This is a genomic window from Pseudomonas typographi (assembly GCF_014694385.1).
GTDB lineage: Bacteria > Pseudomonadota > Gammaproteobacteria > Pseudomonadales > Pseudomonadaceae > Aquipseudomonas > Aquipseudomonas typographi.
Map to the genome: position 1 here is coordinate 16,230 of NZ_JAAOCA010000022.1, position 17,843 is coordinate 34,072.

At 56.9% G+C, this 17,843-nt stretch carries 31 protein-coding genes; all 31 read left to right on the forward strand.

The window, feature by feature from the left end; genetic code table 11:
- The first annotated feature begins 96 nt into the window (after nt 1-96).
- The 31 genes from rpsL (at nt 97) to HAQ05_RS17455 (ending at nt 17,806) form a co-directional block, all read left to right on the forward strand.
- Nucleotides 97-468, forward strand: coding sequence for a 30S ribosomal protein S12 (gene rpsL, locus HAQ05_RS17305; protein ID WP_190422788.1), 372 nt, complete (start codon nt 97-99; stop codon nt 466-468).
- A 111-nt stretch (nt 469-579) separates the two neighbouring features.
- On the forward strand, nt 580-1,050 hold the full coding sequence (rpsG, locus tag HAQ05_RS17310; RefSeq protein ID WP_190422790.1) for a 30S ribosomal protein S7: 471 nt from the start codon (nt 580-582) through the stop codon (nt 1,048-1,050).
- Nucleotides 1,051-1,080: 30 nt separating this feature from the next.
- The gene (gene fusA, locus HAQ05_RS17315) at nt 1,081-3,183 is read left to right on the forward strand and encodes an elongation factor G (RefSeq protein WP_190422792.1); all 2,103 of its coding nucleotides are present in this window, start codon (nt 1,081-1,083) and stop codon (nt 3,181-3,183) included.
- Nucleotides 3,184-3,212: 29 nt separating this feature from the next.
- Nucleotides 3,213-4,406 carry an elongation factor Tu gene (gene tuf, locus HAQ05_RS17320; RefSeq protein ID WP_190422772.1) on the forward strand — a complete coding sequence of 398 codons (1,194 nt, stop codon included), beginning with the start codon at nt 3,213-3,215 and terminating at the stop codon, nt 4,404-4,406.
- A 141-nt stretch (nt 4,407-4,547) separates the two neighbouring features.
- The gene (rpsJ, locus tag HAQ05_RS17325) at nt 4,548-4,859 is read left to right on the forward strand and encodes a 30S ribosomal protein S10 (RefSeq protein WP_003186070.1); all 312 of its coding nucleotides are present in this window, start codon (nt 4,548-4,550) and stop codon (nt 4,857-4,859) included.
- A gap of 78 nt (nt 4,860-4,937) precedes the next feature.
- Nucleotides 4,938-5,573 (forward strand): 50S ribosomal protein L3, encoded by a 636-nt coding sequence (gene rplC, locus HAQ05_RS17330; protein WP_190422794.1) that lies wholly within the window; start codon nt 4,938-4,940, stop codon nt 5,571-5,573.
- A 12-nt stretch (nt 5,574-5,585) separates the two neighbouring features.
- Nucleotides 5,586-6,188, forward strand: a complete 603-nt coding sequence (gene rplD, locus HAQ05_RS17335) for a 50S ribosomal protein L4 (protein WP_190422796.1) — start codon at nt 5,586-5,588, stop codon at nt 6,186-6,188.
- A complete protein-coding gene (gene rplW / locus HAQ05_RS17340; protein WP_190422799.1) occupies nt 6,185-6,484 on the forward strand; it encodes a 50S ribosomal protein L23 in 300 nt (99 codons plus the stop codon). The genes rplD and rplW overlap by 4 nt, the downstream gene beginning before the upstream one ends.
- Before the next feature lie 14 nt (nt 6,485-6,498).
- Nucleotides 6,499-7,323: a 50S ribosomal protein L2 gene (gene rplB, locus HAQ05_RS17345; protein WP_190422801.1), complete on the forward strand. Its 825-nt coding sequence runs from the start codon at nt 6,499-6,501 to the stop codon at nt 7,321-7,323.
- 16 nt (nt 7,324-7,339) lie between these two features.
- Nucleotides 7,340-7,615 carry a 30S ribosomal protein S19 gene (gene rpsS, locus HAQ05_RS17350; protein ID WP_190422803.1) on the forward strand — a complete coding sequence of 92 codons (276 nt, stop codon included), beginning with the start codon at nt 7,340-7,342 and terminating at the stop codon, nt 7,613-7,615.
- Nucleotides 7,616-7,625: 10 nt separating this feature from the next.
- Nucleotides 7,626-7,958, forward strand: a complete 333-nt coding sequence (rplV, locus tag HAQ05_RS17355) for a 50S ribosomal protein L22 (RefSeq protein WP_190422805.1) — start codon at nt 7,626-7,628, stop codon at nt 7,956-7,958.
- Nucleotides 7,959-7,971: 13 nt separating this feature from the next.
- On the forward strand, nt 7,972-8,658 hold the full coding sequence (gene rpsC, locus HAQ05_RS17360) for a 30S ribosomal protein S3 (RefSeq protein WP_190422807.1): 687 nt from the start codon (nt 7,972-7,974) through the stop codon (nt 8,656-8,658).
- 12 nt (nt 8,659-8,670) lie between these two features.
- Nucleotides 8,671-9,084: a 50S ribosomal protein L16 gene (gene rplP, locus HAQ05_RS17365; protein ID WP_190422809.1), complete on the forward strand. Its 414-nt coding sequence runs from the start codon at nt 8,671-8,673 to the stop codon at nt 9,082-9,084.
- Nucleotides 9,084-9,275 carry a 50S ribosomal protein L29 gene (gene rpmC / locus HAQ05_RS17370; protein ID WP_002555481.1) on the forward strand — a complete coding sequence of 64 codons (192 nt, stop codon included), beginning with the start codon at nt 9,084-9,086 and terminating at the stop codon, nt 9,273-9,275. The genes rplP and rpmC overlap by 1 nt, the downstream gene beginning before the upstream one ends.
- Nucleotides 9,276-9,277: 2 nt before the next feature.
- A complete protein-coding gene (gene rpsQ, locus HAQ05_RS17375; RefSeq protein WP_190422811.1) occupies nt 9,278-9,544 on the forward strand; it encodes a 30S ribosomal protein S17 in 267 nt (88 codons plus the stop codon).
- A 23-nt stretch (nt 9,545-9,567) separates the two neighbouring features.
- Nucleotides 9,568-9,936, forward strand: a complete 369-nt coding sequence (gene rplN, locus HAQ05_RS17380; protein WP_003289207.1) for a 50S ribosomal protein L14 — start codon at nt 9,568-9,570, stop codon at nt 9,934-9,936.
- Between the two features lie 11 nt (nt 9,937-9,947).
- Entirely contained in the window at nt 9,948-10,262 is a 315-nt protein-coding gene (gene rplX, locus HAQ05_RS17385; protein ID WP_190422814.1) for a 50S ribosomal protein L24, read from the forward strand.
- 20 nt (nt 10,263-10,282) lie between these two features.
- On the forward strand, nt 10,283-10,822 hold the full coding sequence (gene rplE, locus HAQ05_RS17390; protein ID WP_190422816.1) for a 50S ribosomal protein L5: 540 nt from the start codon (nt 10,283-10,285) through the stop codon (nt 10,820-10,822).
- A gap of 13 nt (nt 10,823-10,835) precedes the next feature.
- Nucleotides 10,836-11,141, forward strand: a complete 306-nt coding sequence (gene rpsN / locus HAQ05_RS17395) for a 30S ribosomal protein S14 (RefSeq protein WP_190422818.1) — start codon at nt 10,836-10,838, stop codon at nt 11,139-11,141.
- Nucleotides 11,142-11,335: 194 nt separating this feature from the next.
- Entirely contained in the window at nt 11,336-11,728 is a 393-nt protein-coding gene (gene rpsH, locus HAQ05_RS17400; protein WP_190422820.1) for a 30S ribosomal protein S8, read from the forward strand.
- 14 nt (nt 11,729-11,742) lie between these two features.
- Nucleotides 11,743-12,276 carry a 50S ribosomal protein L6 gene (rplF, locus tag HAQ05_RS17405; protein ID WP_190422822.1) on the forward strand — a complete coding sequence of 178 codons (534 nt, stop codon included), beginning with the start codon at nt 11,743-11,745 and terminating at the stop codon, nt 12,274-12,276.
- Between the two features lie 10 nt (nt 12,277-12,286).
- A complete protein-coding gene (rplR, locus tag HAQ05_RS17410; protein WP_190422824.1) occupies nt 12,287-12,637 on the forward strand; it encodes a 50S ribosomal protein L18 in 351 nt (116 codons plus the stop codon).
- A 3-nt stretch (nt 12,638-12,640) separates the two neighbouring features.
- A complete protein-coding gene (gene rpsE / locus HAQ05_RS17415; RefSeq protein ID WP_190422827.1) occupies nt 12,641-13,141 on the forward strand; it encodes a 30S ribosomal protein S5 in 501 nt (166 codons plus the stop codon).
- 2 nt (nt 13,142-13,143) lie between these two features.
- Complete coding sequence (gene rpmD / locus HAQ05_RS17420) at nt 13,144-13,320, forward strand: 50S ribosomal protein L30 (RefSeq protein ID WP_190422829.1); 177 nt, start codon at nt 13,144-13,146, stop codon at nt 13,318-13,320.
- A 3-nt stretch (nt 13,321-13,323) separates the two neighbouring features.
- On the forward strand, nt 13,324-13,758 hold the full coding sequence (gene rplO / locus HAQ05_RS17425) for a 50S ribosomal protein L15 (protein ID WP_190422831.1): 435 nt from the start codon (nt 13,324-13,326) through the stop codon (nt 13,756-13,758).
- Nucleotides 13,759-15,090 (forward strand): preprotein translocase subunit SecY, encoded by a 1,332-nt coding sequence (gene secY, locus HAQ05_RS17430; RefSeq protein WP_190422833.1) that lies wholly within the window; start codon nt 13,759-13,761, stop codon nt 15,088-15,090.
- 28 nt (nt 15,091-15,118) lie between these two features.
- On the forward strand, nt 15,119-15,235 hold the full coding sequence (rpmJ, locus tag HAQ05_RS17435; protein ID WP_011531897.1) for a 50S ribosomal protein L36: 117 nt from the start codon (nt 15,119-15,121) through the stop codon (nt 15,233-15,235).
- 131 nt (nt 15,236-15,366) lie between these two features.
- Complete coding sequence (gene rpsM / locus HAQ05_RS17440; RefSeq protein WP_190422835.1) at nt 15,367-15,723, forward strand: 30S ribosomal protein S13; 357 nt, start codon at nt 15,367-15,369, stop codon at nt 15,721-15,723.
- A 30-nt stretch (nt 15,724-15,753) separates the two neighbouring features.
- Complete coding sequence (gene rpsK / locus HAQ05_RS17445; protein WP_002555466.1) at nt 15,754-16,143, forward strand: 30S ribosomal protein S11; 390 nt, start codon at nt 15,754-15,756, stop codon at nt 16,141-16,143.
- A gap of 18 nt (nt 16,144-16,161) precedes the next feature.
- Nucleotides 16,162-16,782 (forward strand): 30S ribosomal protein S4, encoded by a 621-nt coding sequence (gene rpsD, locus HAQ05_RS17450; RefSeq protein WP_190422837.1) that lies wholly within the window; start codon nt 16,162-16,164, stop codon nt 16,780-16,782.
- 22 nt (nt 16,783-16,804) lie between these two features.
- Complete coding sequence (locus HAQ05_RS17455; protein ID WP_190422839.1) at nt 16,805-17,806, forward strand: DNA-directed RNA polymerase subunit alpha; 1,002 nt, start codon at nt 16,805-16,807, stop codon at nt 17,804-17,806.
- Nucleotides 17,807-17,843: the final 37 nt, after the last annotated feature.

The window sequence follows — 17,843 nt, forward strand, 5'->3', positions numbered from 1 at the left end:
GGGGAGTATCCTCTTTAGACTCTTGTACCCCTAAATTGGCGGGACTATGGTCCTGCCTCTTTTGTTTATGTCGAAAGACAACAGTGGAGCTAGTAGATGGCAACGATCAACCAGCTGGTACGTCAGCCGCGCAAGCGTATCGTCGAGAAATCCGACGTGCCGGCGCTGCAGAACTGCCCGCAACGTCGTGGCGTGTGCACCCGCGTGTACACCACCACGCCGAAAAAACCTAACTCGGCACTGCGTAAGGTATGCCGTGTTCGCCTGACCAACGGTTTCGAGGTGTCCTCGTACATCGGCGGGGAAGGCCACAACCTGCAAGAGCACAGCGTGGTACTGATTCGCGGCGGCCGTGTAAAAGACTTGCCAGGTGTGCGTTACCACACCGTTCGTGGCTCCCTCGATACCTCAGGTGTCAAGGGTCGCCAGCAAGGCCGTTCCAAATACGGTACCAAGCGTCCGAAGTAGTGGTCGGTTTCTGCAATTTGCAGTCAATATTTATAGTGAGTCGATAAGAGTAAGGTCGGGCGGCAGCATGCCAGTCCCGGGCTAACCTGAAGACCGTTTGAGGGCTTATCAATGCCAAGACGTCGTGTAGCAGCCAAGCGTGAGATCCTTGATGATCCGAAATACGGGTCGCAAATCCTCGCCAAATTCATGAACCACGTGATGGAAAGCGGCAAGAAGGCCGTGGCCGAGCGCATCGTTTACGGTGCCCTGGACACTGTCAAAGCACGCAAGAACAGCGACCCCCTGGAGATCTTCGAGAAAGCTCTCGACGCCATCGCTCCGCTGGTCGAAGTCAAGTCCCGCCGTGTAGGCGGCGCTACTTACCAGGTTCCGGTCGAAGTTCGCCCGTCTCGTCGTAACGCCTTGGCCATGCGCTGGCTGGTGGACTTCGCCCGCAAGCGCGGTGAGAAGTCCATGGCCCTGCGTTTGGCCGGCGAGCTGATGGATGCCGCTGAAGGCAAGGGTGCTGCGGTTAAGAAGCGTGAAGACGTTCACCGTATGGCAGAAGCCAACAAGGCTTTCTCGCACTACCGCTTTTAATATCAGCGTCATTAATTTTGCGAGGGCTTTATGGCTCGTACTACTCCGATTAATCGCTACCGTAACATCGGTATCGTGGCCCACGTGGATGCTGGTAAAACCACCACCACCGAGCGCGTACTGTTTTACACCGGCGTAAACCATAAAATGGGCGAGGTGCATGACGGCGCCGCGACCATGGACTGGATGGTGCAAGAGCAAGAGCGGGGTATCACCATTACCTCCGCGGCTACCACCGCATTTTGGGCAGGTTCCGAGAAGCAGTTCGACAGGCACCGCTTCAACATCATCGATACCCCCGGCCACGTTGACTTCACCATTGAAGTAGAACGCTCGCTGCGCGTGCTTGACGGTGCTGTCGTAGTGTTCTGCGGTACGTCCGGTGTCGAGCCCCAGTCCGAAACCGTATGGCGTCAAGCCAACAAGTACGGTGTGCCGCGCCTTGTTTACGTAAACAAGATGGACCGTGCCGGGGCAAACTTCCTGCGTGTGATCGAGCAGATCAAAAAGCGCCTGGGCCATACGCCGGTGCCGATCCAGCTCGCCATTGGCGCTGAAGATAACTTCCAGGGTCAGGTCGACCTGATCAAGATGAAAGCCATCTATTGGAATGATGACGACAAGGGCATGTCCTTCCGCGAGGAAGAAATCCCTGATGATCTGAAAAGCCTGGCTGAACAATGGCGCAGCAACATGGTCGAGGCCGCAGCCGAAGCGACCGAAGAGCTGATGAACAAGTATCTCGAAGGTGAGGAGCTCACCACCGAGGAAATCAAATCTGCTCTGCGCCAGCGTACCATTGCCGGTGAAATCGTCCTGGCGGTTTGCGGTTCGTCGTTCAAGAACAAGGGCGTACCCCTGGTGCTCGATGCTGTCATCGATTACCTGCCCGCGCCGATCGACATTCCGGCCATCAAGGGTTCAGACCCGGATGACGAAACGATCGAAATGGAACGCCATGCCGACGACGAAGAGCCCTTCTCGGCCTTGGCGTTCAAGATTGCGACCGACCCCTTTGTGGGTACCCTGACTTTCGCCCGGGTTTACTCTGGTGTATTGAAGTCTGGTGACGGCGTGATCAACTCGGTCAAAGGCAAGAAAGAACGCGTGGGCCGTATGGTGCAGATGCATGCGAATGCCCGTGAAGAGATCAAGGAAGTTCGCGCTGGTGACATCGCGGCCCTGATCGGCATGAAGGACGTCACCACCGGTGACACCCTGTGCTCGACTGAGAAGCCGATCATCCTGGTTCGCATGGACTTCCCGGAGCCGGTTATCTCGGTTGCCGTAGAGCCGAAAACCAAGGATGACCAGGAAAAAATGGGTATTGCACTGGGCAAATTGGCTCAGGAAGACCCATCCTTCCGCGTGAAGACCGACGAAGAGACCGGCCAAACCATTATCTCTGGTATGGGTGAGCTGCACCTGGACATCCTCGTTGACCGTATGCGTCGCGAATTCAACGTCGAAGCCAATATCGGTAAGCCGCAAGTTTCTTATCGTGAGAAAATCACCAAGAACTGCGAGATCGAAGGTAAGTTCGTTCGCCAGTCGGGCGGCCGTGGCCAGTTTGGCCATTGCTGGATTCGTTTTGCTCCGGCTGATGAAGGGCAGGAAGGCCTGCAATTCGTGAACGAAGTCGTGGGTGGTGTGATTCCGAAGGAATACATTCCGGCGATCCAGAAGGGTATCGAAGAGCAGATGAAAAACGGCGTTGTGGCCGGTTATCCGCTGATCGGCCTGAAGGCGACGGTATTCGACGGTTCATACCATGATGTCGACTCCAACGAAATGGCGTTCAAGGTCGCTGCATCGATGGCTACCAAGCAACTGGCCACCAAGGGCGGTGGCGTGGTGCTCGAGCCGATCATGAAAGTCGAAGTGGTAACCCCGGAAGACTACATGGGCGACGTAATGGGTGACCTGAACCGTCGTCGTGGTCTGATCCAGGGTATGGAAGACACCGTTTCCGGCAAAGTGATCCGCGCTGAAGTACCGTTGGGTGAGATGTTCGGTTACGCGACCGATGTCCGTTCCATGTCTCAGGGTCGCGCAAGCTACTCCATGGAATTCTCCAAATACTCCGAAGCTCCGTCGAATGTCGTCGAAGCTCTGAGCAAGAAACAAGGCTAACCAGCCCTTTAGGCAAGAGGTTCACAGTCGTGGCTAAAGAAAAGTTTGAACGTAACAAACCGCACGTCAACGTCGGCACCATTGGTCACGTTGACCATGGCAAGACAACGCTGACCGCTGCGCTGACCCGCGTTTGCTCCGAAGTTTTCGGTTCCGCTCGCGTTGATTTCGATAAGATCGACAGCGCCCCGGAAGAGAAAGCCCGTGGTATCACCATCAACACTGCACACGTAGAGTACGATTCTGCTGTTCGTCACTACGCGCACGTTGACTGCCCGGGGCACGCCGACTACGTCAAGAACATGATTACTGGTGCTGCGCAGATGGATGGCGCGATCCTGGTGTGCTCGGCCGCTGATGGCCCGATGCCGCAGACTCGCGAGCACATCCTGCTGTCGCGTCAGGTAGGCGTTCCTTACATTGTCGTGTTCCTGAACAAGGCCGACATGGTGGATGACGCCGAGCTGCTGGAACTGGTCGAAATGGAAGTTCGCGACCTGCTGAGCACCTACGACTTCCCGGGTGACGACACGCCGATCATCATCGGTTCGGCACTGATGGCGCTGAATGGCCAAGACGAAAACGGTTTGGGTACCACCGCGGTCAAGACCTTGGTCGAGACCCTGGACACCTACATTCCTGAGCCGGTGCGGGCTATCGACAAGCCGTTCCTGATGCCGATCGAAGACGTGTTCTCGATTTCCGGTCGCGGTACTGTGGTGACCGGTCGTGTTGAGCGCGGCGTGGTTAAGATTCAGGAAGAAGTGGAAATCGTTGGCCTGCGCCCGACCACCAAAACCACCTGCACCGGTGTTGAGATGTTCCGCAAGCTGCTGGACGAAGGGCGTGCGGGCGAGAACTGCGGTGTGTTGCTGCGTGGTACCAAGCGTGATGACGTCGAGCGCGGCCAGGTTCTGGCCAAGCCGGGTTCGGTCAAGCCGCACACCACCTTCACTGCTGAAGTGTATGTGCTGAGCAAGGAAGAAGGCGGCCGCCACACGCCGTTCTTCAAAGGCTACCGCCCACAGTTCTACTTCCGTACCACGGACGTGACCGGTAACTGCGAATTGCCGGAAGGCGTTGAAATGGTAATGCCAGGCGATAACATTCAAATGACTGTTACGCTGATCAAAACCATCGCGATGGAAGAAGGCTTGCGCTTCGCCATTCGTGAAGGCGGTCGCACCGTAGGTGCTGGTGTTGTAGCCAAAATCATCGCTTAACACGCGATAGATTGAAAAAGCCCCCGCTCAGCGGGGGCTTTTTTTATCCGGTTGACACTGGGTAGGGGCATCTATAGAATCACGCCTCCTTTTAACGGGCATAGTGCGCCCGTTGGGAATGAGCCTGGAGTCTGAAATCCAATGCAAAATCAGCAAATCCGTATCAGGTTGAAGGCTTTTGACCATCGCCTGATCGATCAATCTACCCAGGAAATCGTGGAAACCGCGAAACGTACTGGGGCACAGGTGCGTGGTCCGATCCCGCTGCCTACCCGTAAGGAGCGGTTCACCGTTCTGGTTTCCCCGCACGTCAACAAAGACGCGCGCGACCAGTACGAAATCCGCACTCACAAGCGCGTTCTGGACATCGTTCAGCCCACCGACAAAACCGTCGATGCGCTGATGAAGTTGGACCTCGCGGCAGGCGTGGAAGTACAGATCAGCCTCGGCTAAGCCCAGCTTGGTCGTGTAACGCTCTGAAATGGGCGGCCATAGCGGGTGAAAGCCCCGTACACTCATGAGGTTAATAACATGACTATTGGTGTAGTCGGTCGTAAGTGCGGCATGACCCGCATTTTCACCGAAGATGGTGTCTCTATTCCGGTTACGGTTATCGAAGTCGAACCGAATCGCGTCACCCAGTTCAAATCCGAAGAAACCGATGGCTATCGCGCAGTGCAAGTCACTGTTGGCGAGCGTCGTGCTTCGCGCGTGACCGCTGCTCAAGCGGGCCACTTTGCAAAAGCCAACGTTGCTGCAGGCCGTAATGTTCTGGAATTTCGCGTAGAAGAAGGCGAATACCAGGCAGGTGACCTGATCAAGGCAGATCTGTTCTCCGCAGGGCAAATGGTCGATGTTACTGGCCAGTCCAAAGGTAAAGGCTTTGCCGGTACCATCAAGCGTTGGAACTTTCGCGGTCAGGACAACACCCACGGTAACTCCGTTTCCCACCGCGTCCCGGGCTCCATCGGCCAGTGCCAGACTCCTGGTCGTGTATTCAAGGGCAAGAAAATGTCCGGCCATATGGGCGCCGAGCGCGTGACCGTTCAGTCCTTGGAAATTGTCCGCGTTGACGCTGAGCGCAATCTGCTGCTGGTCAAGGGCGCCGTTCCGGGCGCAACTGGCGGTGACGTGATTGTGCGTCCGGCTGTTAAGGCTCGCGGTTAAGGGGAAACTGACATGCAATTAAATGTAAATGACGCGCAAGCGATCGAAGTTTCCGAGCGGACTTTTGGTGGCGAGTTCAACGAGACCCTGGTTCACCAGGCAGTCGTAGCCTACATGGCCGGTGGTCGTCAGGGCAGCAAGCAGCAAAAGACCCGTTCTGACGTCGCCGGTGGCGGCAAGCGCCCCTGGCGCCAGAAGGGCACCGGCCGTGCCCGTGCCGGTACTATCCGTAGCCCGCTGTGGCGCGGCGGTGGTACCACCTTTGCTGCTCGCCCTCAGGATCACTCGCAGAAGCTCAACAAGAAGATGTACCGCGCAGCCCTGCGCTCCATCCTCGCTGAGCTGGTGCGTACCGAGCGCCTGGTCGTGGTTCAGGACTTCGCCGTCGAAGCGCCAAAAACCAAAGACCTGCTGGGTAAGCTCACTGGCCTGGGCCTGACCGACGTGCTGATCGTTTCCGAAGCCGTCGACCAGAACCTGTACTTGGCCGCTCGCAACCTGCCGCACGTCGACGTACGTGACGTTCAGGGTTCCGACCCGGTCAGCCTGATCGCCTACGACAAGGTGTTGATCACCGTGTCTGCCGTGAAGAAATTCGAGGAGCTGCTGGGATGAACCAGGAACGCGTATTCAAAGTTCTGCTTGGCCCGCACGTTTCCGAGAAGGCTACCGTTCTGGCAGAGAAAAAAAGCCAGTTCGTCTTCAAGGTCGCGACTGACGCTACCAAGCTCGAAATCAAGAAGGCCGTCGAAACCCTGTTCAACGTGAAAGTCGCTGGCGTCACTACCCTCAATGTACTGGGTAAGAGCAAGCGTACCGCCCGTGGTCTGGGTAAGCGTAATGACTGGAAGAAGGCCGTTGTCGCCCTTCAGCCGGGCCAAGATCTCGATTTCAGCAGCAACGCTGAGTAAGGAAGGGGTGCATCATGGCAATCGTTAAATGCAAGCCGACTTCCGCTGGCCGCCGTTTTGTGGTCAAGGTCGTCAACAAGGAGCTGCACAAAGGCGCTCCTCACGCCCCCCTGCTCGAAAAGAAATCGAAGTCTGGTGGTCGTAACAACAATGGTCGCATCACCACGCGTCACGTAGGTGGCGGCCATAAGCAGCACTATCGTCTGGTCGACTTCCGTCGCAACGACAAGGACGGCATCGCCGCCACTGTCGAGCGTATCGAATACGACCCGAACCGTACTGCTTTCATCGCACTGGTTCTGTACGCAGACGGCGAGCGCCGTTACATCCTGGCGCCAAAAGGCGTTAGCGCTGGCGACCAACTGGTGGCGGGCGCGTTGGCCCCTATCAAGGCCGGTAATACCCTGCAACTGCGTAACATTCCAGTCGGTTCCACCGTTCACGCTATCGAGTTGAAGCCGGGCAAAGGTGCCCAGATCGCTCGTTCCGCGGGTGCTTCGGCCCAGCTGGTTGCTCGTGAAGGTGTCTACGTGACTCTGCGTCTACGCTCTGGCGAGATGCGCAAGGTGCTGGCTGAATGCCGCGCGACCCTGGGTGAAGTCTCGAATTCCGAGCACAGCCTGCGTTCGCTGGGTAAAGCGGGTGCCAAGCGCTGGCGTGGCGTTCGCCCAACCGTTCGTGGTGTTGCCATGAACCCGGTTGACCACCCACATGGTGGTGGTGAAGGCCGTACGTCTGGTGGTCGTCATCCGGTATCGCCGTGGGGCTTCCCAACCAAGGGTGCAAAGACCCGTGCTAACAAGCGTACCGACAAAATGATCGTCCGTCGTCGCAAGTAAATAGAGGGATACGACAGTGCCACGTTCTCTGAAGAAAGGTCCTTTTATCGATCTTCACCTGTTGAAGAAGGTCGAAGTGGCGGCGGAAAAGAATGATCGCAAACCGGTTAAAACCTGGTCGCGTCGTTCGATGATTCTGCCGCAAATGGTAGGTCTGACCATCGCCGTGCATAACGGCCGTCAACACGTTCCGGTTCTGGTAAGTGAAGACATGGTTGGCCATAAACTGGGCGAGTTCGCCGCTACCCGCACGTACCGCGGGCATGCTGCAGACAAGAAAGCCAAGCGCTAAGGGGTAGGAAATGGAAGTAGCCGCTAAGCTGTCGGGCGCTCGAATCTCCGCCCAGAAAGCCCGCTTGGTCGCCGACCAGATCCGCGGGAAGAAGGTGGGCGAAGCGCTCAACCTGTTGGCCTTCAGCAGCAAAAAAGCCGCTGAAATCGTGAAGAAAGTCCTTGAGTCGGCCGTTGCCAACGCCGAGCACAACGAAGGCGCCGACGTCGACGACCTTAAGGTGTCGACTGTCTTCGTTAACGAAGGGCGTTCGCTGAAGCGCATCATGCCGCGTGCCAAGGGCCGCGCTGATCGCATCGTCAAGCGGTCTTGCCATATCACTGTCAAGGTTGCGGACAAGTAACGGAGTCGATCAGATGGGTCAGAAAGTACATCCCGTTGGCATCCGCCTGGGAATCGTCAAGGAGCACACTTCCGTCTGGTATGCAGGCGGTCGGACTTACGCAGACTATCTGCTTGCAGACCTGCGCACCCGTGAGTACCTCCAAGACAAATTAAAAAACGCGTCCGTCAGCCGCATCGATATTCATCGCCCGGCTCAAACCGCACGCATCACCATCCACACCGCTCGTCCCGGCATCGTGATCGGCAAGAAGGGTGAAGATGTTGAAAAACTGCGCCAGGACCTGACCAAGCAAATGGGTGTGCCCGTGCACATCAACATCGAAGAGATCCGCAAGCCGGAGCTCGACGGTATGCTGGTTGCCCAGAGCGTAGCTCAGCAGCTGGAACGCCGCGTCATGTTCCGTCGCGCCATGAAACGCGCCGTGCAGAACGCCATGCGTATTGGTGCCAAGGGCATCAAGATCCAGGTGAGTGGTCGTCTCGGCGGTGCTGAGATTGCACGTACGGAATGGTATCGCGAAGGTCGTGTGCCGCTGCACACCCTGCGTGCCGATATCGACTATGCCACCTACGAAGCGCACACCACTTACGGTGTGATCGGTGTCAAGGTTTGGATCTTCAAAGGCGAAGTCATTGGTGGCCGCCAGGAAGAACTGAAACCGCAAGCACCCGCGCCTCGTAAAAAAGCTGCCAAGTAAGGGGTACGCCAAATGTTGCAACCAAAGCGTACAAAATTCCGCAAGCAAATGACCGGCCACAACCGTGGCTTGGCTCAGCGCGGTAGCAAGGTCAGCTTCGGTGAATTCGCACTGAAGGCTGTATCTCGCGGTCGTCTCACCGCCCGCCAAATCGAGTCGGCGCGTCGTGCGCTGACCCGTCACGTAAAACGTGGCGGCAAGATCTGGATTCGTGTGTTCCCGGACAAACCGGTTACCAAGAAGCCCCTCGAGGTTCGGATGGGTAAAGGTAAGGGTAACGTGGAATACTGGGTTGCCCAGATTCAACCGGGCAAAGTCCTGTACGAAATCGAGGGTGTTTCCGAGCAACTGGCTCGCGAGGCATTTGCCCTGGCCGCTGCCAAGCTGCCATTGGCGACCTCCTTTGTTAAGCGGACGGTGATGTGATGAAAGCGAACGAACTTCGTGAAAAATCAGCACAGCAACTGAACGAGCAACTGCTCGGCTTGCTGCGCGATCAGTTCAATCTGCGCATGCAGAAGGCAACTGGTCAGTTGGGGCAGTCTCACCTGCTCTCGCAAGTGAAGCGTGACATCGCTCGCGTGAAAACTGTGCTCAACCAGCAGGCAGGTAAGTGATCATGGCTGAAGCCGAAAAAACCGTCCGTACGCTGACTGGCCGTGTGGTCAGCGACAAAATGGACAAAACCATCACCGTTCTGATCGAGCGTCGCGTCAAGCACCCGATCTACGGCAAATACGTCAAGCGTTCGACCAAGCTGCACGCCCACGACGAGACCAACCAGTGCCACATTGGCGACAAGGTTACCATCCGCGAAATTCGCCCGATGGCTAAAACCAAGTGCTGGGCGTTGGTTGAAGTCGTTGAGCGCGCTGTTGAAGTCTAAGGGCTAGGGGTCGGAGATATTTTATGATTCAGACTCAATCGATGCTCGATGTGGCCGATAACAGCGGCGCTCGTCGTGTCATGTGCATCAAGGTGCTCGGTGGTTCCCACCGCCGTTACGCCGGAATCGGTGACATCATCAAAGTAACCGTTAAGGAAGCGATTCCTCGTGGCAAGGTCAAGAAAGGCCAGGTCATGACGGCGGTGGTAGTTCGTACTCGTCATGGCGTTCGCCGCCCTGACGGTTCGATCATCCGTTTCGACGGCAACGCTGCTGTTCTGCTGAACAACAAGCAAGAGCCGATCGGCACCCGTATCTTTGGGCCAGTGACCCGTGAACTCCGTTCTGAGAAGTTCATGAAGATCGTCTCGCTCGCCCCAGAAGTGCTGTAAGGAGATCCGACATGCAAAAGATTCGTCGTGACGACGAGATCATCGTGATCGCCGGCAAAGACAAGGGCAAGCGCGGTAAGGTGCTGAAGGTTCTGGCTGACGACCGCCTGGTCGTTGGCGGTGTGAACCTGGTCAAGCGCCATACCAAGCCGAATCCAATGGCTGGCATTCAGGGCGGTATCGTCGAGAAAGAGGCGCCGCTGCACGCTTCCAACGTTGCCATTTTCAACAGCGAAACCAACAAGGCTGACCGCGTGGGTTTCAAGGTTGAAGAAGGCAAGAAAATTCGTGTCTTCAAGTCGACCCAAAAAGCGGTTGATGCTTGAACACTGCTAGGTAAATGACCATGGCACGACTCAAAGAGATTTACCGGAAGGAAATCGCTCCCAAGCTTAAGGAAGAACTTAAGCTTGCAAACGTGATGGAAGTTCCGCGCGTTACCAAGATCACCCTGAACATGGGCCTGGGCGAAGCGATCGGTGATAAAAAGGTCATCGAGCACGCGGTCGCTGACCTGGAAAAAATCACTGGCCAAAAGCCGGTGGTGACCTTCGCTCGCAAGTCCATCGCAGGTTTCAAGGTTCGCGAAGGCTGGCCGATTGGCGTCAAGGTTACCCTGCGTCGCGATCGTATGTACGAGTTCCTGGATCGCCTGTTGTCGATCTCCCTGCCTCGGGTTCGCGACTTTCGCGGCCTGAATGCCAAGTCCTTCGATGGCCGCGGTAACTACAGCATGGGTGTGAAAGAGCAGATCATCTTCCCGGAAATCGATTACGACAAGATCGATGCTCTTCGCGGTCTGGACATTACCCTGACCACCACTGCCCGTTCGGACGACGAAGGCCGCGCCTTGCTGCGCGCTTTCAAGTTCCCGTTCCGTAATTGATTGGAGTCGGATAATGGCTAAGAAGAGTATGAAAAACCGCGAGCTGAAGCGCCAGAAGACGGTCGCCAAGTTCGCAACCAAGCGCGCTGCGCTGAAAGCAACCATCGTTAACCAGGAGGCCACTCCTGAAGACCGCTGGAACGCTACCATCGCACTGCAAAAGCAGCCGCGCGACGCGAGCTCTTCGCGCCTGCGTAACCGCTGCCGCCTGACCGGTCGCCCGCACGGTGTTTACCGTAAGTTCGGCCTGTCGCGTAACAAGCTGCGTGAAGCGGCCATGCGCGGTGACGTACCAGGCTTGGTCAAGGCCAGCTGGTAATACGCCGATTGGCGCCGGTGGTCTCCGACCGCCGGTTAGCCGACAAGCCAATCAAGCCCCTTTTGGGGCTTGATTCGTTTCCGAGGTGCCTCTAGAATGACCGGCTCGCCTGAGCCCGGGGTTTTCAAGGGCACCATTCAGGCGGTCTATACGGCCGAAAGGCCCGTTTTTTTCGTATCAGGAGCATCAAGCCCATGAGTATGCAGGACCCGTTAGCGGACATGCTAACTCGCATCCGTAATGCCCAGATGGCTGAAAAGTCCGTTGTAAGCATGCCTTCGTCCAAACTGAAGGTTGCTGTTGCCAAAGTTCTCAAAGACGAAGGCTACATCGCGGGTTATCAGGTCACTGGCGACGCGAAGCCCTCGCTGTCCCTCGAACTGAAATATTTCGAAGGCCGCCCGGTCATCGAAGAGGTCAAGCGCGTCAGCCGCCCAGGCCTACGTCGTTACAAGTCCGTCGATGATCTGCCGAAAGTTCGTGGCGGTCTTGGCGTTTCCATCGTCTCCACCAACAAAGGTGTGATGACGGATCGTGCTGCACGCGCTGCCGGTGTCGGTGGCGAAGTGCTTTGCACCGTGTTCTAAGAGGGGGGATCAGCATGTCACGCGTCGCTAAGAACCCCGTCAAGCTACCGGCTGGCGTTGAAATCAAATTCGCCGGCCAGGTGCTCTTGATCAAGGGTGCCAAGGGTACTCTGGAACTGAACGTTCACAACTCTGTAGAAGTCACCGAAGAAAGCGGCGAACTGCGTTTCGTAGCCCGCAATGGCGACCAACAGACCCGCGCCATGGCCGGTACCACCCGGGCACTGGTCAACAACATGGTCCAGGGCGTAAGCCAAGGCTTCGAGCGCAAGCTCCAGCTGGTCGGCGTTGGTTATAAGGCTCAAGCCAAAGGCCAGGTGCTGTCCCTGTCTCTGGGCTTCTCCCACCCTGTGGACTATCAGCTGCCGGAAGGCGTTGTCGCTGAAACTCCAAGCCAGACCGATATCCTGATCAAAGGTATCGACAAGCAGCTCGTGGGCCAAGTCGCCGCGGAAATCCGCGACTTCCGTCGTCCAGAGCCGTACAAAGGTAAGGGTGTCCGTTACGCGGATGAAATCGTCCGCCGTAAAGAAGCCAAGAAGAAGTAGGGCCTAGCAAATGACCGACAAAAAAGTTACTCGTCTGCGTCGCGCTCGCAAAGCACGCCTGAAAATGCACGAGCTCGAAGCCGTGCGTCTGTGCGTGTATCGCTCTTCGCAGCACATCTATGCCCAGGTCATTTCGGCCGACGGCAGCAAGGTTCTGGCGAGCGCCTCGACCTTGGACAAAGAACTGCGTGATGGTGCCACTGGCAACGTCGATGCCGCCTCCAGGGTGGGCAAACTGGTTGCCGAACGCGCCAAGGCGGCCGGTATTTCTCAAGTCGCTTTCGACCGTTCCGGCTTCAAGTACCACGGCCGTGTCAAAGCACTGGCTGATGCTGCTCGTGAAGGCGGGCTGGAGTTCTAAGTTATGGCTAACAACGACCAAAAACGCGACGAAGGCTACATTGAGAAGCTGGTTCAGGTTAACCGCGTAGCCAAGACCGTCAAGGGCGGCCGTATCTTCACCTTCACCGCACTGACCGTAGTGGGTGATGGCAAGGGTCGCGTCGGCTTCGGCCGTGGCAAATCCCGCGAAGTGCCTGCCGCTATCCAGAAGGCGATGGAAGCTGCGCGCCGCAACATGATTCAGGTAGACCTTAAAGGTACCACCCTGCAATACGCCACCAAGGCCACCCACGGTGCCTCGAAGGTGTACATGCAGCCTGCTTCCGAAGGTACCGGCATCATTGCCGGCGGCGCCATGCGTGCCGTGCTGGAAGTGGCCGGCGTGCAGAACGTTCTGGCCAAGTGCTATGGCTCGACCAACCCAGTGAACGTGGTGCACGCCACTTTCAACGGGCTGAAAGCCATGCAGTCTCCTGATTCCATCGCCGCCAAGCGTGGCAAGAGCATCGAGGAGATTCTGTAATCATGGCTACCGTTAAAGTTACGCTGGTCAAAAGCACCGCTGGCCGCCTGCCCAACCACAAGCTGTGCGTTAAGGGCCTGGGGCTGCGCCGTATCGGTCACACCGTGGAAGTCGAAGATACTCCGGCTAACCGCGGGATGATCAATAAGGCTTACTACATGCTGCGCGTCGAGGGTTAATCGATGAAACTCAATGATCTGAGTCCAGCGCCGGGTTCCCGTCGCGAGAAGCATCGCCCTGGTCGTGGCATCGGCAGCGGTCTGGGTAAGACCGGCGGCCGGGGCCACAAGGGCCAAACCTCCCGTTCCGGTGGCTCCATCGCTCCGGGCTTCGAGGGTGGTCAACAGCCTCTGCACCGTCGTTTGCCGAAATTCGGCTTCGTTTCCCTCAAGGCGATGGACCGTGCCGAAGTGCGTACTTCGGAACTGGCCAAAGTTCAGGGTGACGTGGTTTCGGTTCAGTCGCTGAAAGAGGCCAATGTCATCAACCAGAACGTTCGGCGCGTTAAAGTCGTGCTGTCTGGTGACGTGACGCGTGCGGTCACTCTGAAGGGTATCGGCGCCACCAAAGGTGCGCGTGCGGCTATCGAAGCAGCTGGCGGCAAGTTCGAGGAATAAATGGCTAAGCAAGGTGCTCTCTCAGCGCTCGGCAAAGGCGGGTTGTCCGAACTCTGGGCTCGTCTGCGTTTCCTGTTCCTGGCGATTATCGTCTATCGGATCGGCGCGCATATCCCAGTTCCTGGCATCAACCCAGACCGCCTGGCGGATCTGTTCCGACAGAATGAGGGGACCATTCTTAGCCTGTTCAACATGTTTTCCGGCGGCGCGCTGGAGCGCATGAGCATTTTTGCATTGGGGATCATGCCGTACATTTCGGCGTCGATCATCATGCAGCTCATGACCGCGATCAGTCCGCAGTTGGAACAGTTGAAGAAGGAAGGGGAAGCTGGCCGTCGCAAGATCAGCCAGTACACCCGCTATGGCACCGTTGTGCTGGCACTGGTCCAGGCTATTGGCATGTCCATTGGCTTGGCCAACCAGGGCGTCGCGTTCTCATCTGGCTTCGCGTTCTACTTCGTGGCGGTCTCCACCTTCGTGGCGGGTGCGTTGTTCATGATGTGGCTTGGCGAGCAGATCACAGAGCGTGGTGTCGGCAACGGCATTTCGATGCTGATTTTCTCGGGCATCGTCGCCGGTTTGCCGCGTGCGGTCGGGCAGTCTTTCGAGTCTGCTCGCCAGGGTGATATCAATATCTTCGCCTTGGTCGCCGTGGGCCTGGTCGCAGTAGCGATCATCGGTTTCGTGGTTTTCATCGAGCGTGGCCAGCGCCGCATTGCGGTGCACTACGCCAAGCGCCAGCAGGGCCGTAAGGTCTTTGCTGAACAGCGCAGCCACTTGCCGTTGAAAGTGAACATGGCCGGGGTTATCCCCGCCATTTTCGCGAGCAGCATCTTGCTGTTCCCGGCTTCGTTGGGCGCCTGGTTTGGTCAGTCCGAAGGTATGGGCTGGTTGCAGGATGTCTCGCAGTCGATCGCTCCTGGTCAGCCGTTGAACATTTTGCTGTTTAGTGCGGGGATCATTTTCTTCTGCTTCTTCTATACAGCGCTAATGTTCAACCCGAAAGACGTAGCGGAGAACCTGAAGAAATCCGGTGCCTTTATTCCGGGTATCCGGCCTGGTGAGCAGTCGGCGCGCTACATTGATGGCGTTCTGACCCGCTTGACCATGTTCGGTGCTCTTTACATGACGGCCGTGTGCCTGGTGCCCCAGTTCCTGGTGGTTGCAGCAAACGTTCCGTTCTACCTTGGCGGGACCTCGTTGCTGATCGTGGTAGTGGTTGTGATGGACTTTATGGCCCAAGTACAATCCCACCTCGTTTCGCACCAGTACGAATCCCTGATGAAGAAAGCCAACCTGAAGGGCTACGGCGGCAGCAGCTTGCTGCGCTGAGAGGCCCGTAAGGTTCGAGGAGTTGGTGATGAAAGTTCGCGCATCGGTGAAAAAGCTGTGCCGCAACTGCAAGATTATTCGCCGTGAAGGCATCGTGCGGGTGATCTGCAGCGCGGAACCACGCCACAAGCAGCGCCAAGGCTGAGTGTGAGCTGTGCTAAAAACCCAGCAGCTAGTGTGCTGCTGGGTTGATTATTTGTTATTACAGCGATATTATCGCGCGCCCTATTTCTTGGCTTCCGGGGCGCAGGTAGCTGTCAATTGGAGTCCCACTGAATGGCCCGTATTGCAGGCGTAAACATTCCAGATAACAAGCATACTGTTATCTCGCTGACCTACATCTACGGTGTTGGTCGCACGACTGCACAGAAAATCTGTGAAGTCTCTGGGGTCAACCCAGCCGCAAAGATCAAGGATCTGAGCGACGAGCAAATCGAACAGCTGCGTAGCGAAGTGGCGAAGATCACCACCGAAGGTGACCTGCGCCGTGACGTCAATATGAAGATCAAGCGCTTGATGGACCTAGGTTGCTACCGTGGCCTGCGTCATCGCCGCGGTCTGCCGGTTCGCGGTCAGCGTACCAAGACCAACGCGCGTACCCGTAAGGGCCCACGCAAGCCGATCCGCAAGTAATCGCACCAGCGAATCGACAGGAATATAGACATGGCAAAACCTGCTGCTCGTCCTCGTAAGAAAGTCAAAAAGACCGTGGTTGATGGCATCGCCCACATCCATGCGTCTTTCAACAACACCATCGTGACCATTACCGATCGCCAAGGTAATGCTCTGTCCTGGGCTACCTCGGGTGGTTCGGGTTTCCGCGGCTCGCGTAAGTCTACCCCGTTCGCTGCCCAAGTGGCCGCTGAGCGTGCTGGCCAGGCTGCCCTGGAATATGGTCTGAAAAACCTCGACGTGAACGTCAAGGGTCCAGGCCCGGGCCGTGAATCCGCTGTTCGTGCTTTGAACGGCTGCGGCTACAAAATCGCCAGCATCACCGACGTGACGCCCATCCCGCACAACGGGTGCCGTCCGCCGAAGAAGCGCCGCGTGTAATCCAGGAGGCAGTAAGAAATGGCACGTTACATTGGTCCAAAATGCAAGCTGTCTCGTCGTGAAGGCACTGACCTGTTCCTGAAAAGTGGCGTTCGCGCTCTGGAATCGAAGTGCAATATCGAAACCGCACCGGGTATCCACGGCCAACGCCGTGGCCGTCAGTCCGACTACGGCACCCAATTGCGCGAGAAACAAAAAGTCCGTCGCATCTATGGTGTTCTCGAACGCCAGTTCAGCGGTTACTACAAGCTGGCTGCGAGCAAGAAAGGCGCAACCGGTGAGAACCTGCTGCAACTGCTCGAAGGCCGTCTGGACAACGTCGTTTACCGTATGGGCTTTGGCGCTACCCGTGCCGAATCTCGCCAGCTGGTTTCGCATAAAGCGATCAGCGTCAATGGCGTTACCGTAAACGTACCGTCTTACCAAGTTCGTCCAGGTGACGTAGTGGCCGTTCGCGAGAAGTCGAGGAACCAGCTGCGCATCGTTCAAGCCCTTGAACTGAGCGCCCAGCGTGGCCGCGTTGAGTGGGTTGAAGTAGACAGCGAGAAAAAATCCGGCGTGTTCAAGAACGTTCCGGCTCGCGCTGATCTGTCCGCCGACATCAACGAAAACCTGATCGTCGAGCTCTACTCCAAGTAAGGGCTAGAAAGTAGGTGCATCCATGCAGATTTCGGTAAATGAGTTTCTGACGCCCCGCCACATTGATGTGCAGGTCGTCAGCCCAACGCGCGCCAAGATCACACTCGAGCCTCTCGAGCGTGGCTTTGGCCACACCCTGGGCAACGCGCTGCGTCGCATCCTGTTGTCCTCCATGCCTGGCTGTGCGGTTGTAGAAGCCGAGATCGAAGGCGTACTCCACGAGTACAGCGCGATCGAAGGTGTTCAGGAAGATGTCATTGACATCCTGTTGAACGTCAAAGGGCTGGCTATCAAGCTGCACGGTCGTGACGAAGTTACGCTGACCTTGTCGAAAAAAGGTTCGGGGGTGGTTACCGCTGCCGATATTCAGCTGGATCATGATGTCGAGATCGTCAATCCCGAGCACGTGATCGCGAACCTGGCTACCAACGGCGCTTTGAATATGAAGCTCGTCGTTGCCCGGGGCCGTGGTTACGAGCCGGCTGACTCCCGTCAGAGCGACGACGACGAAAGCCGTAGCATTGGTCGTTTGCAGCTGGATGCTTCGTTCAGCCCGGTTCGCCGCATCGCATACGTGGTGGAAAACGCCCGTGTCGAACAGCGCACCAACCTGGACAAGCTGGTTATCGACCTGGAAACCAACGGTACCCTGGACCCGGAAGAGGCGATCCGCCGTGCTGCGACCATTCTGCAACAGCAGCTGGCCGCATTCGTCGACCTCAAGGGTGACAGCGAACCTGTCGTTGTGGAGCAGGAAGACGAGATCGATCCGATCCTTCTGCGCCCGGTTGACGATCTGGAACTGACTGTTCGTTCGGCGAACTGCCTTAAGGCGGAAAACATTTACTACATTGGCGACCTGATTCAGCGTACCGAAGTAGAACTGTTGAAGACTCCGAACTTGGGCAAGAAGTCCCTGACTGAAATCAAGGACGTTCTGGCCTCCCGCGGTCTTTCCCTCGGCATGCGCCTCGACAACTGGCCGCCTGCAAGTCTTAAGAAGGACGATAAGGCCACTGCCTGATCGTCGTAATCACCGAACGTAGAAGTTTGGTAAGGAA